16 protein-coding genes are annotated in these 15,793 nt (G+C 62.2%); 10 read left to right on the forward strand and 6 right to left on the reverse strand.

The window, feature by feature from the left end; genetic code table 11:
• Positions 1 to 2: 2 nt before the first annotated feature.
• The gene (locus A4A58_RS19065; protein ID WP_068734943.1) at positions 3 to 1,631 is read right to left on the reverse strand and encodes a fatty-acid--CoA ligase; all 1,629 of its coding nucleotides are present in this window, start codon (positions 1,629 to 1,631) and stop codon (positions 3 to 5) included.
• 88 nt (positions 1,632 to 1,719) lie between these two features.
• Between A4A58_RS19065 and A4A58_RS19070 the strand changes: the two genes are divergently transcribed.
• Complete coding sequence (locus A4A58_RS19070; RefSeq protein WP_081421957.1) at positions 1,720 to 2,826, forward strand: extensin family protein; 1,107 nt, start codon at positions 1,720 to 1,722, stop codon at positions 2,824 to 2,826.
• Between the two features lie 317 nt (positions 2,827 to 3,143).
• On the opposite strand, the gene A4A58_RS19075 is transcribed toward A4A58_RS19070, so the two are convergent.
• Positions 3,144 to 3,830, reverse strand: coding sequence for a L,D-transpeptidase (locus tag A4A58_RS19075; protein WP_068734945.1), 687 nt, complete (start codon positions 3,828 to 3,830; stop codon positions 3,144 to 3,146).
• Between the two features lie 444 nt (positions 3,831 to 4,274).
• Between A4A58_RS19075 and A4A58_RS19080 the strand changes: the two genes are divergently transcribed.
• Positions 4,275 to 5,255 (forward strand): magnesium transporter CorA family protein, encoded by a 981-nt coding sequence (locus A4A58_RS19080; RefSeq protein WP_068734947.1) that lies wholly within the window; start codon positions 4,275 to 4,277, stop codon positions 5,253 to 5,255.
• Positions 5,256 to 6,116: 861 nt separating this feature from the next.
• A complete protein-coding gene (locus A4A58_RS19085; RefSeq protein WP_068735390.1) occupies positions 6,117 to 6,326 on the forward strand; it encodes a hypothetical protein in 210 nt (69 codons plus the stop codon).
• Between the two features lie 75 nt (positions 6,327 to 6,401).
• On the opposite strand, the gene A4A58_RS19090 is transcribed toward A4A58_RS19085, so the two are convergent.
• Positions 6,402 to 7,121, reverse strand: coding sequence for an SDR family NAD(P)-dependent oxidoreductase (locus A4A58_RS19090; RefSeq protein ID WP_068734949.1), 720 nt, complete (start codon positions 7,119 to 7,121; stop codon positions 6,402 to 6,404).
• 65 nt (positions 7,122 to 7,186) lie between these two features.
• A complete protein-coding gene (pdxH, locus tag A4A58_RS19095; RefSeq protein ID WP_068734951.1) occupies positions 7,187 to 7,837 on the reverse strand; it encodes a pyridoxamine 5'-phosphate oxidase in 651 nt (216 codons plus the stop codon).
• A gap of 164 nt (positions 7,838 to 8,001) precedes the next feature.
• Between pdxH and A4A58_RS19100 the strand changes: the two genes are divergently transcribed.
• The 3 genes from A4A58_RS19100 (at position 8,002) to A4A58_RS19110 (ending at position 10,399) form a co-directional block, all read left to right on the forward strand.
• Positions 8,002 to 8,373, forward strand: coding sequence for an RT0821/Lpp0805 family surface protein (locus A4A58_RS19100; RefSeq protein ID WP_349509580.1), 372 nt, complete (start codon positions 8,002 to 8,004; stop codon positions 8,371 to 8,373).
• A 140-nt stretch (positions 8,374 to 8,513) separates the two neighbouring features.
• On the forward strand, positions 8,514 to 9,500 hold the full coding sequence (locus A4A58_RS19105) for a DnaJ C-terminal domain-containing protein (RefSeq protein ID WP_068734955.1): 987 nt from the start codon (positions 8,514 to 8,516) through the stop codon (positions 9,498 to 9,500).
• 122 nt (positions 9,501 to 9,622) lie between these two features.
• Positions 9,623 to 10,399: a hypothetical protein gene (locus A4A58_RS19110; protein ID WP_068734957.1), complete on the forward strand. Its 777-nt coding sequence runs from the start codon at positions 9,623 to 9,625 to the stop codon at positions 10,397 to 10,399.
• Between the two features lie 43 nt (positions 10,400 to 10,442).
• On the opposite strand, the gene A4A58_RS19115 is transcribed toward A4A58_RS19110, so the two are convergent.
• Entirely contained in the window at positions 10,443 to 11,216 is a 774-nt protein-coding gene (locus A4A58_RS19115) for an anti-sigma factor family protein (protein WP_068734960.1), read from the reverse strand.
• 18 nt (positions 11,217 to 11,234) lie between these two features.
• Positions 11,235 to 11,723, reverse strand: coding sequence for a sigma-70 family RNA polymerase sigma factor (locus A4A58_RS19120; RefSeq protein WP_068734962.1), 489 nt, complete (start codon positions 11,721 to 11,723; stop codon positions 11,235 to 11,237).
• A gap of 227 nt (positions 11,724 to 11,950) precedes the next feature.
• On the opposite strand from A4A58_RS19120, the gene fabI reads away from it, so the two are divergent.
• From fabI to A4A58_RS19140, 4 genes are all read left to right on the forward strand, one after another.
• A complete protein-coding gene (fabI, locus tag A4A58_RS19125) occupies positions 11,951 to 12,772 on the forward strand; it encodes an enoyl-ACP reductase FabI (protein ID WP_068734964.1) in 822 nt (273 codons plus the stop codon).
• A gap of 12 nt (positions 12,773 to 12,784) precedes the next feature.
• On the forward strand, positions 12,785 to 13,384 hold the full coding sequence (locus A4A58_RS19130) for a histidine phosphatase family protein (RefSeq protein ID WP_068735392.1): 600 nt from the start codon (positions 12,785 to 12,787) through the stop codon (positions 13,382 to 13,384).
• A gap of 75 nt (positions 13,385 to 13,459) precedes the next feature.
• Positions 13,460 to 14,545 (forward strand): chorismate synthase, encoded by a 1,086-nt coding sequence (gene aroC / locus A4A58_RS19135; RefSeq protein ID WP_068734966.1) that lies wholly within the window; start codon positions 13,460 to 13,462, stop codon positions 14,543 to 14,545.
• Between the two features lie 51 nt (positions 14,546 to 14,596).
• On the forward strand, positions 14,597 to 15,790 hold the full coding sequence (locus A4A58_RS19140; RefSeq protein ID WP_068734968.1) for an adenylate/guanylate cyclase domain-containing protein: 1,194 nt from the start codon (positions 14,597 to 14,599) through the stop codon (positions 15,788 to 15,790).
• Positions 15,791 to 15,793 lie beyond the last annotated feature (3 nt).

A 15,793-nucleotide genomic window follows, 5' to 3' on the forward strand; every position in this document is an offset into this window, starting at 1 on the left:
TTTTAAGCCGCTGCTGTCGGCAGGCTATACGTCTTGAACTGATCGCGCAGCGCGGTCTTCAGGATCTTGCCGGTGGCCGTGTGCGGGATCGCATCGACGAACACCACATCATCCGGCATCCACCACTTGGCGATCTTGCCATCCATGTATTTCAGGATGTCCTCGCGCGTGGTGGTTTGATCCTGCTTGAGCTGCACGATGAGCAGCGGGCGCTCGTCCCACTTCGGATGATAGACGCCGATGACGGCGGCTTCCGCCACCTGCGGATGACCGACGGCAAGGTTCTCCAGATCGATCGACGAGATCCATTCGCCGCCGGACTTGATGACGTCCTTGGAGCGGTCGGTGATCCGCATATAGCCATGCGCGTCGATGGTCGCGACGTCGCCGGTGTCGAAATAGCCTTCCTCGTCGAGGATCTCGTCCTCGACGCGGAAATAGGCGCGCGACACTGACGGACCGCGCACCTTGAGACGGCCGAAGGTCTTGCCGTCCCAGGGCAGGCTCTTGCCGCTGTCGTCGGTGATCTTCATCTCGACGCCGAATGGCGGATAGCCCTGGGTCTGCAGGATATCCAGCCGCTCGTCGCCTTCGAGCTGGTCGAAGGGCGGTTTCAACGCGGCCAGCGTGCCTATCGGGCTCATTTCGGTCATGCCCCAGGCATGACGTGCACCGATGCCCATGTCGACGAAGGCCTTGATCATCGAGCGCGGCATCGCCGAGCCGCCGCACACCACCATGCGCAGGTCAGGCAGTTTCAGATTGTTCTGCGACATGTAGTTGAGCAGCATCAGCCACACCGTCGGCACGCCCGCGGTATGCGTCACCTTTTCGGTCGAGAGCAATTCGTAGATCGAGGCGCCGTCCATCTTGGCGCCCGGCAGTACGAGCTTGGTGCCCATCGACGGCGCGGAAAACGCGATGCCCCAGCTGTTGGCATGGAACAGCGGGACTACCGGCAGCATGGTGTCGGCGGCATTGGCACCGAGCGAGTCACCGGTATTGGCCATCAGCGCATGCATCACGTTGGAGCGGTGAGAATACAGCACGCCCTTCGGATCGCCCGTGGTTCCCGATGTGTAGCACATCGCCGCTGCGGTGTTCTCGTCGAACTCCTTCCATTTGAAGTTGCCGTCGACTTCCGCGATCCAGTCCTCATAGGCCACGGCGTTTTTCAGCGTGGTCTGCGGCATGTGCGCCTTGTCGGTGTAGACGATGTAGCGCTCGACTGATGGTAACTGGTCGGCAAGCTTTTCAAGGATCGGGATGAAGGTGAGGTCGGTCATCACGATACGATCTTGCGCATGGTTGATGATCCACGCGATCTGATCCGGGAATAGACGTGGATTGACGGTGTGGCAGATGGCGCCGATGCCCATGATGCCGTACCACGTTTCGAGGTGCCGCCACGTGTTCCACGCGATGGTGGCGACGCGGTCGCCCATCTTGATGCCCTCGCGGTCGAGACGCTGTGCGACCTTCAGGGCACGGGTACGAATTTCGGCGTAATTGGTACGGTGGATGGGACCTTCGACTGATCTGGTCACGACCTCGCGCTCGCCGTGGACTTGGGCCGCATGATCGATGATCCGATGACACAGCAAAGGCCAGTCTTGCATCAAGCCACGCATTTGATCGTTCCTCCGTCTTGTGATTGGCGTGCCGGCTCCCCGATCGTTGCCGGGGAACTTCGACCGTGTTCTTGCTTTAGGTCTTGGCATGAAGTTTAGCGCGGGGAAAGCGGCCCGGAAATGGACTTTTGGCCTATCCGGCTGCGACCAAAGGACAATTGGCGCGGTTCTGGCGTTGCTGCTGGTTGCCGCGCCGGCGCAGGCCTATCTGACGACATCGCGTGTGCCGCTGCCAAAGCCCCGCCCGGCAGAAGCGCCCGCGATAGAAGCGCCCGCGATCGAGCCGGCGCAAAAGCCCGGCGAGGAGCCTGCGAAATCGGAGCAACCCGCTGAGCCCGAGAAGCCTGCCGCCGAAGCGCGTCCGCCGGAGCCGCCGCCGCCTTCAGCCTGCCGCCTGGCGCTCACCGATGCCATCGCCGTTGCGCCGAGTATTCCCGACATCAAGGGGCCGGGCGCCTGCGGCGGACCCGACATGGTGCGGCTGGAAGCGGTCGTGCTGCCGGACAAGACGCGCGTGCCGCTGAAGCCTGCGGGAACGATGCGCTGCGCCATGGCAACGGCGGTGGCCGAATGGATCCGCGCCGACATGGCACCGCTCGCGACCAACCTCGGCACCAAGCTCCTCGAACTTGATAATTTCGACTCCTTCGATTGCCGCGGTCGCAACCGTGTCGTCGGTGCAAAACTGTCAGAGCATGGCCGCGCCAATGCGCTGGATGTGCGCGGGCTGAAACTTGCCAATGGCCGCTCGATCGCGCTCACCGAGCGAAACACGCCGCGCGAGCAGCGCGAGGCGGTGCTGCATTCGGTCTGTACGCGGTTTACTACTGTGCTGGGTCCGGGCTCCGACGGCTATCACGAGGATCATATCCATCTCGATATCGCCGAGCGGCGCGGAAACTACCGCATCTGCCAATGGGACGTCTGGGACGAGTGGCCGCGCATCGCACCGCTGATGCCGGCCGTGCGCCCGGACGAAGCACCGCCGCGCGAAGTGGCCGAAGGTAAGCCGGGAGAGAAAAAGACGGAGGAGGCGAAACCCGCTGAGCCTGCGGCGGCTCAACCCGCTGCGACGGAGCCCGAACTGGAAGCTGCCGAAGCCGAGCCCGCGCCGGAACAGCCCAAGCCGAAACCGAAGCCCAAGCCGAAGAAACGCCGGACACAGCCGACATCGCCGTTCAGCTTTTTGCGGTGACGCCGAGGCCGTCTGTTCGCGGTCAAGCGCGAGCGGTGGCGCCTTCTTTTCCCTCCCCCTTGCGGGGAGGGTGGCCGGCCCAATTTTTTTCTTATTGGGCCGGTCGGGTGGGGGGCCACAGGCGACGGCGTTTGTGGAAGCACCCCACCCCGGCCTCCACTTCGTTGATGCTACGCATCGCCTCGTTCGGCCGACCCTCCCCGCTGCGCGGCTTCGCCGCTTGAGGGAGGGAGGCCACCCACGCTTGAGCTTTCGCTCAAAACAAAAAAAAAGCGCCGGATCAACCGGCGCTTTTTCTAATCTCATAAAATCTCGGCTCAGTATGGCGTTCCGCCGCCGCCCTGCAAAGCGAGCTTCGAATTATACGGCGAGTCGCCGGCCTTCGGCTCGAGCACGACGACCACAGCGCCGGGCTTGACGCGGCTATAGAGGTCGATGACGTCTTCGTTGGTCATGCGGATGCAGCCCGACGAGATCGAGGCGCCGATATATTCCGGCTGGTTGGTGCCGTGGATACGGAACAATGTGTCCTTGTTGCCCTGATAGAGATAGAGGGCGCGGGCACCGAGCGGATTGTCGACGCCGCCGGGCACCTGGGCCGGCAGGCCTTCGATGCGGGCGTGAATGTCCTTGGTCGGGGTCCACTTCGGCCATTCGGCCATGTTGCCGACGCGCGCGACGCCCGAGAAGGCCAGCGCTTCTTCGCCGACGGTCACGCCATAGCGGATAGCCTTGCCGCCGTCCTGGACGAAATAGAGATAGTGGTTGTCGGAATCGACCACGATCGAGCCCGGCGCTTCCTTGCGGTGGAAGTCGACGATGGCGCGGCGGAACGGCTCGGCCACGGCCACCTTCGCGTAACGCGCCTTGGCGAGCTGCGCCTTGTCATTCGGCTTGAGGCTGGCTTCCGGGGCGGCCTGGAATTGCGTGGCGGTCTGCATGCAGCCCGACAGCATCAGGCCGGCGGCGACAATCAGTCCAAGCTTAATCTTGAGCGGCGACATGTCATTGTTCCAATTGCGTGGGGTCCGAATTCAGACAGGCTGGTGCAAGGAAACACACCCAAAATAGCCTGCGAACGCCACGATTCCGTTAAAGCCACTATCGCTGAAATCCGCTGCAATTCCAGCGGTTAGATGCGCTGCGCATCATGCAGCGCACAGCCTGTGTCATATTTGCCGCAGAATTTCCGATGCTCCGGGTAAATCCTGTGCAGAAGCGCAGCGCCTCGCGAATCCGTGATGCGCGCGTGACAATTTTGTCAGATCGAGACCCATAGAACGCGTGATCTCGCGGGAAAAATTCCAGACGTTCGCGTGGGGTTGGCGCGCCGCACAAAGGCTGTCATGACGGCTGCATCCGCGTCGGTCATGGTCAGTTGCCCCGGCCGATTCGGTCCGGATCGTCCCCATTGCTGTTCCCTGCCTTATTAATGTCCCGGAGTTGCCATGCTCGCTGTCTTCACCCCTGCCGACCACGCCTTGAGAAAATCCGAGCCGACCGATCTCGAGGCGTTGCCGGACAATGCGGTGTGGATCGACATGGTGAAGCCGTCGCCGGCCGAGGACAAGGCGGTGGAGAAACTGGCGGGGGTCGAGATCCCGACCCGCGAAGACATGCAGGAGATCGAGATCTCCAGCCGTCTCTATATCGAGAACGGCGCCCGCTACATGACCGCCAGCTTGATGTGTGGTTCCGACACCGAGTCGCCGCGGATCACGGCGGTAACTTTCATCCTCACCCGGCAACGGCTGGTGACGGTGCGCTACGACACACCGCGTCCGTTCGCGTCCGTCGAACTGAAGCTTGGCCGCAACGCGCCCGCCGGCGCCAATGGTGAAACCATTCTGCTCGAACTGCTCGACGCGGTGATCGATCGCTGCGCCGACATTCTCGAACGCGTCGGCGCCGACGTCGATCAGGTCAGCCACGACATCTTCGAGCCGGATGAGTCGCTGCGCACCGGCCATGCCAAGCGCTATTCGGAAATCCTGATCACCATTGGCCGCAAGGGCGACCTGACCTCGAAGGTCCGTGAAAGCCTCGTCTCGATCGGCCGTGTCGTCACTTTCGTCAGCGCCGAGGCGGAAGGCGTGAAATGGTCGAAGGACATGCGCGCGCAGCTCAAGACCATGCAGCGCGACGTGGTGTCCCTGACCGATCACGCGTCCTATCTGTCGAACAAGATCACCTTCACGCTCGATGCCATGCTCGGCGTCGTCAATCTCGAACAGAACAACATCATCAAGCTGTTCTCGGTCATGGCCGTCGTCCTGATGCCGCCGACCCTGATCGCCTCGGTCTATGGCATGAACTTCAAGCTCATGCCGGAGCTGGAATGGACCCACGGCTATTCGATGGCGCTCATCATGATGCTGTTCGCCGCGGTGCTGCCTTACATGTTCTTCAAGTGGAAGAAGTGGTTGTAGGGGCGTAGGGCGTTATTCATTACCGCACATTCCCTCTCTCGTCATTCCGGGGCGCACGACAGCGGCGAAGCCGCTAAAGTGCGACCCCGGAATCCCGACATGGAGTCTCCGATCGTGCCAAACATTTCGGGATTCCGGGTTCGCGATATGCCGCCTGCGGCGTCTCCTCGCGCCCCGGAATGATGACTGTGGGGCGGGCACGAAAGCTCTCAAACATTTTTTCCTGTCGCTCTTGATAATATCCCTATTAGGATTATGATCCGAATATCCGGTTCGCGAGGGGCGCTTCATGAGGCGTCTTGAAGTGGGACAGGATGCGGCGCCTGCGGGTGTGGGGTGACGTACCCTGCGCACTCGGGAGGCCTTGGGTAGCCGTCCGGGCCCACTACGGGGCTCTGCCGCTTGCGGCTGGACGGGTGCGGCGAAGGCGGGCGAAAGCCTGCTGCCGGATGACGGGCGCGATGCCCGTGCCCAGTACCCGGAAGCACGGCCCCGGGGACAGAAAAGCCGCGGTGGCGCGCCTGATGGCGTTACGCGGTTGCGGCTTGCCGGCGTTCCGGCGGAGCGGATCGCGAAAATTACCACCATTTCGCGTCGTCAGGCGCGCCGCCACCCCTCATGTTTCAGGAGGGGACACCGCTTAGACAACCCCGAGCATGCGCTCGCGGGATCACAAAGGCGCGGGTGTCTGAATCTTTTTCCAACTATCAAAACGCATTCATGATGCGTGTTCGAAAAGCCCAATGATCATAGGCTTCGCGCGATTCCCGCCACAATTTATCCGGTAAAATTCGAGCGTTCCGCTGAACGGTTGCGCTAATGGTTGCTGTCATAACGCTGTCAGAAGCGATGAGGACAGCAATGGTTGACAAAACAGAAACATCGGGACGGAACGTCGTCGATCTCAGGTCCTATCAACAGGCGCGCATGGCCGGCAAAGCTCAGGCAATCTCTGCGCGAACCTGCCGGCATTGCGGCGCCGGGTTGATGGATGGCGAATCCGAAGACGATTGTTCCAGCGCCGGGATCAGCGCGGCTGCGCCGATGCCGCGGAAGTTTTACGCGGACTAGGAAGACCCGCGTGTCTTGGGGAGCGCCAGAATGGCGCGGTCCTCAGCATGACCATGTCCCACCTGACATCGCTGATCAGACGTGCTGGCCGCCATTGATGTGGATCTCGGCGCCATTCACGTATGAACTCGTTTCCGTACACAGCACATAGATGATCTTGGCGACTTCGTCGGGCGTGCCGAGCCGATGCAGCGGGATCTGCTGATCGACGATGGTCTGCGTGCCCGGCGACAGGATCGAGGTGTCGATCTCACCCGGCGCAATGGCATTGACGCGGATGCCGAGGCGGCCGAAATCCGACGCCATTTCGCGGGTCAGCGACGCCAGCGCCGCTTTCGATGTGGCATAGGCCGCGCCGGCAAACGGATGCACGCGCGAGCCGGCGATCGAGGTGACGTTCACCACCGAGCCTTTGGCTGCCTTCAACTGTTCGATCAGCCCACGGGCCATCATGATCGGCGCGAAGAAGTTGACGTTGAAGACGTGGCTCCAGGTCGCGACGTCGGTATCGATCGAGCCCATGCGCGCGCCGCCTTCGGCCTTCGGCGAGATGGCGGCATTGTTCACCAGCGCATGCAGCGCGCCGCCGTTCAGCCGTTCCTTGATGTCGTCGATGGCGCGGACGGTGTCGTCATGGTCGGAGAGGTCGACCTGGATGTGATCTTCGGGGCCTGCATCCCATGGGCAGACTTCCGGAAACGGATGCCGCGAACAGGTCAGCACACGCCAGCCGGCGCTTGAAAAGCGCATCACAGTGGCATGACCGATGCCGCGGCTTGCGCCGGTGAGCAGCATTGTGCGCTTGGGCGCATTCGATCCCGGGTGGTTCACGTGTTTGGCTCTCGTCTCGTTGTCGGCGCTCACGGATACAGTCTCACCTTGGTCCAGGACGTATCTGGTGCCGCGGTGTCGCGGCGGAATTCGATGCGGTCGTGCAGGCGGAACGGCCGGTCGTGCCAGAACTCAAAACGAACAGGCGTGATGCGCCATCCGCTCCAGCCTGGCGGCCGCGGAACGCTGCCGATCAAGTGCTTGGCGCCTTCCTTGGCGATGGCTTGTTCGAAGGCAAAGCGGCTTTCCAGCGGCTGCGACTGCTTGCTCGCCCAGGCGCCGATCTGGGCCTGTTTCGGGCGGGTCGCGAAATACTCGTCGGCCTCGGCTTCGGTCACGCGGGTGACGGGACCGCGAATGCGGACCTGGCGGCGCAGCGACTTCCAGTGAAACAGCAAGGCGGCCTTGGGATTGGCGGCGAGCTCCTGGCCCTTCTGGCTGGCAATGTGGCTGTAGAACACGAAACCGTCGGTGTCATAGCCCTTCATCAGCACCATGCGGACGTCGGGCAGGCCGTCGGCGTCGACGGTGGCCAGCGCCATCGCGTTCGGATCGTTGGGTTCTGAGGCCTTTGCCTCGGTAAACCACTCGGAAAACAGCGCAAATGGTTCCGCAGCGGCCGTAAAATCACCTGACGTTAACGGAGTTGAGTCTTTGATGGGGGAGGTCGTGTCGGTCATGTCCGGAGTTCCGCTTGCGTTGGCCTGCTGTCGAGAGCTTGCTGCTGCCCCTGCATAGGCAAGACCTATATAGGGTACGGCTGCGCATTGGCCTATCGGCCATCTGCCCGCTCGGCGCGGCTTTGACAGCAATTCTTATCGGCAGCACCCTTGGTGGTTGCAGCATGGGCCGAAACGAGTCCGCGCTGGCCAAGATGGAGGGCGGTGACGTCACCGGCTCGATTTCGCCGGCATCGGTCCAGGCCACCAATTACGAGCCCACGGAAGCCGATCTTGTCCTGACGCGTACGGCGGCCTCCGATGTCCTTACCAAGGGCAGCAAGGATTCCAGCCAGCCGTGGGAAAACCCGTCGACCGGCGCGCGCGGATCGGTGACGCCTCTGTCCAGTGCCTATGTCGCGGAAGGTCGCACCTGCAGGGATTTTCTGGCCAGCTATGTCAACGGCACCAACGAAAGCTGGATGCAAGGTGCAGCCTGTAAGGGTGACCGCGGCAGCTGGGACGTGCATACGCTGAAGCCGTGGAAACGGAGCTAGTTTTCGCTGGCCGGCCGCTTGCGGCCCAGTTGCAAAAATGACACGAAGTCACCAGATGAAGAAGCAGGCGGGTTTCGGCCTGCAAATCCAACATGCGGGCCGGTGGCCCGCCTTTTAGTTACCTGAAGGAGAGACGACGGATGCGCGACCCCTATGAGGTCTTGGGGGTGCAGCGGGGCGCCAGCGCTGCGGCGATCAAGAGTGCCTATCGCAAGCTCGCCAAGAAGCATCATCCCGACAACAACAAGGATGATCCGAAGGCCGCCGAGCGGTTTTCGGAAGTGAATTCGGCTAACGAAATCGTCGGCGACGAAGAAAAGCGCAAGCAATTCGACCGCGGCGAGATCGATGCCGAGGGCAAGGTGCGTTTCCAGGGTTTTCCCGGCGGCGGCGGCGGCGGCCGTGCCGGCGCGTCGCAGCGCGGCTTCGAGCATGCCTTTCGCGGCGGTCCCGGCGCGCAGCAGGGCTTTCCCGGCGGTGCCGCCGGCGGCGGTTTCGAGGACATCCTCAACAGCATGTTCGGCGGCGCCAGCCCGCGCGGCGCGCGGCCGGGCGCGCAAGGTTTTGAATTCGAGAGCGGCGGCTATGCCGGCGGGATGCCCGATCTGGATCTGAACGTCGCCATGACGGTGACGCTGGAAGAGTCTGTGAAGGGCGCGGAGAAGCGCGTACGCCTGCCATCCGGCAAGGAATTGAACGTCAAGGTGCCGGCCGGCGTCACCTCGGGCCAGCAGATCCGGCTCCGCGGGCAGGGCGAAAGCGCTGCCGGTCATCGTCCCGGCGATTTGATGATCACCGTCACCATCGCCCCCCATTCCTTCTTCAAGGTGGATGGCAACGACCTGCGCGTCGATCTGCCGATCACGCTCTACGAAGCCGTGCTGGGGGCCAAGGTGCGCGCGCCGACACTCACCGGCGCCGTGGAGCTTTCAATTCCGAAGAACACGTCGAGCGGACGGGTGTTTCGCCTGAAGGGCAAGGGCCTGCCGCTGGCCGGGGGCGCAGCGGGCGATCTCTACTTCACCACCAGGATCATGTTGCCGGACGGCAACGACGCCGATCTGGAAAAGCTGATGGAGAAATGGCGCGACGGGCACCCGTATCATCCGCGGAATGAGTTGGGGTGAGGCTAGACGGAGCGGTGCGGCACTGGCCGCACCGCTCTCGAATAATCTGCTGCTAACCTTGCGGGCAGATCAATTCGATCAACGTTTGATTGTGTCGATGCTGTCGCACTATAAAAACGTGCATGGCCATCACCTATCCAACCGCCAGACAGGTTTTTCACTCCGTGTGGTACGGCGCGCGTCTAGTCTTTCGCCAAGCGCCGCATTTGGTCCTGATCGCGTTTTCGATCTGCATGCTGATCGATCTCTGCAGGCTCGCAGTTGGATCCGACGACATCAGCAGTAAAGCGTTTCGCGTCCTGCTTGACGGCATATCCATGATCCTGCTGGTGCCCTTCTATGTCGGCGCATATCGTCTGATCATTCTTGACGAGCAGCCCGCGCACTATCTCGCGTATTTTTGCGATCGATTCCGCCGCTATTTCAAATGGGCAGGCGTGTTCTGGGTACCGACGCTGGTCGGCGAGATTATGCCTGAGTCCGGTTTGATGAGTATTCTCTTGCCGATCGGTTTGGCGATTATCGTCATCATTGTGTCGGTCCGCCTGTTGTTGTTGTTTCCTGCTTTGGCCGCGGGCCTGGTCAACGTGACGGCTACAGATGCATGGCACGACAGTCGAGGACGGATCTGGCTGATCGTTCGGACCATGCTGGCAATCGTCATTCCCTTTACGGCGGCGCTGGCGGTGTGGATTGCTTGCATCATGATGTTGGGCCTGGTCGGAAGCACGGCCGATCTTCCATTCTGGAAAGCGATGTTGCGGGCCGTTACGGACAGCACGATAGGAATTATCGCAACCGTTGTGATGATCGCGAATACGGCACTGTTATTCGATGTGATCGGTGACCGCGTGAAACGCGAAAGTCCTGTCTCGCCTGAGGCAATGCCGAACGCCTGACAGCCCGGATTCTGCTTCGCTCCATCCGGGCTACAGAGTGCAGCTATCCCCCCACCTTCTCCGTCTGGTCATAGATCTGGCGCGCGACCTGGTTGAGCCGGTCCTTGTCGGTCGGGCCTGACACGACATAGCCGACGCCCTTGTCGGCCCAGAACATGGCGCCGTCCTTGTCCTGCGCGGCATAGCGCATCTGGGTGGGGTCGGCTTTCGCGGCACGCGATGTGTAGAGCGTGTAGCGCTCGCCCGACGGACTCTCATACATGAAGAAGGCCGCAGGCGCTTCAGGGCCGGGCAGCAATCGTCCGCCGACCAGCTTCAATCCGGCCGCCTCGAGTTCCGGTGCCTTGATCTCGTAACCCACGCGCTTCGATAGCCACTGCTGCAGATGTGCACGTTCATTGCCTGCGACTTCGACGGGATGGCGCACTTCGACCACATAGAGCCGATGCGCACCGAGCGCATCCACCGTGAAATTCCGGAATGTCGACGGAGCGGCCGCTGCGCCGTGTGCGACCCAGCCCGCGCTACCACCTGCAACGAAGGCGACAAGCGTTGCTGCGACGGCGCCGTAGATCCAGCGCCGCGGCTGCTGAACCAATCGCTCGATCTCCAGCCGCTTTGGCACTGTCTCGTCGGCGATCGCATCGTAGCGGGCATGCAGCAACTCGGCCATCGCGCGCCATGATGCGACGCGCTCGGCATCGTCAGGATGTGTCGCGAGCCATGCCTCGACATCGGCGCGGCGCTCGGCCGGCAATTCATTGTCGACGAAGGCGTGCAATTCGTCTTCGGTCACGGGAATGTTCGGTCCGGTCATTATCATCTTCCCTTTAAATCATTTGACCGCGCGCAGCGCCGGGCGCTCGCCGTCGAGATAGGCTTTGACATGGGCGCGGGCGCGGGCGAGGCGCGACATCACGGTGCCGATCGGCACGCCCTGGATGTCGGCGACTTCGCGGTAGCTCAGGCCTTCGAGCATCACGAGCAGCAGCACCGAGCGCTGTTCTTCGACGAGGGCGGCGAGGGCGCGCGAGATGTCGCGCCCTTCGGCTTCGGTGCCGCTGGCGTCCGGATTGTTGTCGAACAGTTCGGTAAAGATCGGTTTGCGCGCCAGCGAGCGACGGCGGTTGCGGTTCAGATTGGTCAGGATTGTGTAAAGCCAGCTTCTGAGGTCGCCGCCAATGAACAGTTTCTCGGAGCGCAGCGCGCGCACCAGCGTGTCCTGCACCAGATCGTCGGCAATGTCGGTGTCACGCGCCAGCGCCCGCGCATAGCGGCGCAGCGCCGGAATCATGCTCTCAACGCTTTCGCGAAAGGCGCTCATGGGGCTCGTGCCATCCGTTGCAATCCTGACGGTATCTTGGGCGGTCCGCAATTGCGCCGCATCTATCATAACACCTTGGCGGACCGTCTATTCCGGCGTTAAGCCCGGACGGTAAACAGCGGCATAACCGGGCTTTTGGGCTGTACCGAACGCAAGTGCTGGTGTACCCCCAAGGCCAGATCGGTATGGACTGCCAAGGCTGTCAGCCAAGCAAAACAGGATACGACATGAGCGAAGTTTCAGGCCTGATGAAGGGCAAGCGCGGCGTTATTCTCGGCGTCGCCAACAACCGTTCCATTGCCTGGGGCATCGCCAAGGCGTGTCAGGCGCAGGGCGCGGACATCGCGCTGACCTATCAGGGCGATGCGCTGAAGAAGCGTGTCGAGCCGCTGGCCGCCGAGCTCGGCGCCGAGCTGCTGGGCCATTGCGACGTCACCGACGCAGCCACCATCGATGCGGTGTTCGACCGGGTGAAGGAGAAATGGGGCAAGATCGATTTTGTCGTCCACGCCATCGCCTTCTCGGACAAAGACGAGCTCGAAGGTCGCTATGTCGACACATCGGCCGAGAATTTCAGCAAGAGCATGCTGATCTCCTGCTACTCGCTGACGGCCATCGCACAGCGCGCCGAGAAGCTCATGACCGAGGGCGGCTCTATCGTTACGCTGACCTATTACGGCGCCGAGAAGTGGATGCCGAACTACAATGTGATGGGTGTCGCCAAGGCTGCGCTGGAAGCCAGCGTGCGCTATCTGGCGGCTGACCTGGGCGTGAAGGGTATCCGCGTCAATGCGATCTCTGCCGGCCCGATCAAGACGCTGGCCTTCGCAGGGATAGCCGACTCCCGCTATCTGTTGAAATACAACGAGGTCAACGCGCCGCTGCGCAAGAACGTCTCCATCGACGAAGTTGGCCAGAGCGCGGTGTATTTCCTGTCCGATATGTCCACCGGCGTCACCGGCGAAGTGCATCACGTCGATGCCGGCTATCACGTGCTCGGCACCAAGGTGCCGGATGCGCCGGACATCAGCATGGGCAGCAAGGACTGATTGCTGACGTCCATGCCGAAGCCAACCATCTATTATATTCGCCACGGCCAGACCGAATGGAACGCCGCCGGTCGCTTTCAGGGCTCGAAGGACATTCCGCTCAACGATCTCGGTCGGGAGCAGGCGGCACATGCCGGCACCGTGCTGAAGGATATTCTGGCACGGGACGGGCGCACCAGCGGCGATGTCGCGTTCGTCTCCAGTCCGCTCGGCCGCGCGCGCAACACCATGGAACTGGTGCGCGGCAAGCTCGATCTTCCCCATGACGACTACGGCCTCGACGATCGTCTGCGTGAGATCGGCTTCGGCCACTGGGAAGGATTCACGCTGGCCGAGCAGGAAGCTGCGCATCCCGACATCTTTGCGGCGCGTCTTCTGGACAAATGGAGCCTGCCGGCGCCGGGCGGCGAAAGCTATGGTGAAGTGCAGCTCCGCATGCGCGCATGGGTTGACGGCCTCACGGGCGATACCGTCGCGGTGGCGCATGGCGGCACGGCGCGGGCGCTGATGGTGGCGCTGGGCCTTGAGACGCCGGACGGTGTCAGTGAGCTGCCGATCCAGCAGGGCGCGGTCTACGTGTTCAACGCTGACGGGATGGACAAGTTTAGTTAAGCATTTCGGCCGGCCGGGCGATTTGACCCCCCGGACGGCCCGCGTTACGACATCTGCTCAAGCAGCGAGCGCACCATGTCTCATAACACCTTCGGTCACATGTTCCGCGTCACGACCTTCGGCGAGAGCCACGGGGTGGCGATCGGCTGCGTGGTCGATGGCTGTCCGCCGCTGATCCCGCTGGATGTCACCGAGATCCAGGCCGATCTCGATCGCCGTCGTCCCGGCCAGTCGCGCTTTACCACGCAGCGGCAGGAAGCTGACGCGGTCAAAATCCTGTCCGGGGTCATGGTGCATCCGGAAACGGGTGTGCAGGTCACGACGGGGACGCCGATCGCGCTCCTGATCGAGAATACCGACCAGCGCTCGAAGGACTATTCGGACATCAAGGACAAGTTTCGGCCGGGCCATGCCGACTTCACCTATGAGGCCAAATACGGGTTGCGCGATTATCGCGGCGGCGGTCGCTCGTCGGCCCGCGAGACCGCGACGCGCGTGGCCGCTGGCGCCATTGCGCGCAAGATCGTGCCTGGCATGACGGTGCGTGCAGCGCTGGTGCAGATGGGCCCGCACAAGATCGACCGCGGCAACTGGGACTGGGACGAGGTTGCGCGCAATCCATTCTTCTGCCCGGACAAGGACAAGGCCGCCTTTTTCGAAAGCTATCTCGATGGTATCCGGAAATCCGGCTCGTCGATCGGTGCGGTGATCGAAGTGGTCGCCGACGGCGTGCCCGCAGGTTTGGGCGCGCCCATTTACGCCAAGCTCGATGGCGATCTGGCAGCGGCGCTGATGAGCATCAATGCGGTGAAGGGCGTTGAGATCGGTGACGGTTTTGGCGCGGCGGAGTTGTCCGGTGAGGACAATGCCGACGAGATGCGCATGACCAATCACGGCCCGTCATTTCTCTCAAACCATGCCGGGGGCATTCTCGGCGGCATTTCCACGGGCCAGCCGGTCGTGGCACGTTTTGCCGTGAAGCCGACCTCGTCGATCCTGTCGCCGCGCAAGACCGTCGATCGCAATGGCGCCGACACTGACATCCTGACCAAGGGTCGCCACGATCCCTGCGTCGGCATCCGTGCCGTGCCGGTGGCCGAAGCCATGGCCGCTTGTGTGCTCGCCGATCATTTCATTCGGCATCGCGGGCAGGTCGGCTAGAGTAAGTGACTGACCGAAGCCCGCGTTCGCGCGAGTTTGAAAGTGCCAGCCGTGTTACCCGACAAGCTCAGAGAGATCATCGACTGGCTCAGTGACGGTGCGCGATCCGCGCCGACGCCATCGCGCATGATGGCGGAATGTTGCGAGCGGCTTGTCGCTGCAGGGCTGCCGCTGTACCGCGTGGGCATCTTCATCCGCACCCTGCACCCGGAAATCTTCGGCCGCAATTTCATCTGGCGTCCGGAGACCGGGGTAGTCCTCAGCTCGGTTGATTTCGACATTCAGGAGGCGCCTGAATTCCTCAGCAGTCCGCTTGCGCTGGTCTTCCGGGAAGGTGTCGAGGTCCGCAGCCGACTTCATGAGCCATCAACCACACCCTTTCCTTTTTTCGACGATATGCGCGCCGAAGGCGTTACCGACTACATCGCGATCCCGCTCACCTTCGTCGATAACATGCTCCACGCATCAAGCTGGACCACGAAGCAGCCCGGCGGTTTCACCGAGGAGCAGCTTGCTGCCTTGAAAACGGTGCTGCCGACATTGGCGCGGTTGATCGAGGTCATCGGCATACGACGGGTCACGGTGACACTGCTCGATACCTATGTGGGCAATCGCGCCGGCGGACGTATTCTCGGTGGTCAGATCCGACGCGGCCATACCGAGACCATGCGCGCAGCGATCTGGTTGTCGGATCTGCGCGGCTTTACGGCGCTGTCGGACCGATTGCCGCCGGAAAGCGTAGTCGAGATTCTCAACCGCTATTTCGATTGTCAGGTGCCTGCGATCCTCAAGCATGGCGGCGAAGTGCTCAAATTCATGGGCGATGGTCTGCTGGCCGTGTTTCCCATCGCCGAGGATGATGCGGATCGTTCGACGGTTTGCGGCCATGCGCTGGAGGCTACGCGTGAAGCTAGCGCTGCCGTTGAAGCGCTGCGCTGGTCGGATGCGGCAGGTGCTGAAGAGCGCTTTCGCTTCGGTCTGGCACTGCATGTCGGCAAGGTACTTTACGGCAATATCGGCGGCGGCAACCGGCTCGATTTCACCTGTATCGGCCCGGCGGTGAATCTCGCTGCACGTCTGGAGAAGATCGCCGGCAAACTGCATCGAACTGTGGTCGCATCCGCGACCTTCGCCGACGCAACGACGACGGACTGGACCGATCTCGGCGAATTTCCCATCGCGGGCTTCGCGAAGGCGGAGCGTGTCTATGGGCTGGCCGACGAAGGTGCCACACCCGAGAGCTGAGCT

Origin of the sequence: Tardiphaga robiniae (assembly GCF_001618955.1) — a bacterium.
GTDB classification, from domain to species: Bacteria; Pseudomonadota; Alphaproteobacteria; order Rhizobiales; family Xanthobacteraceae; genus Tardiphaga; species Tardiphaga robiniae_A.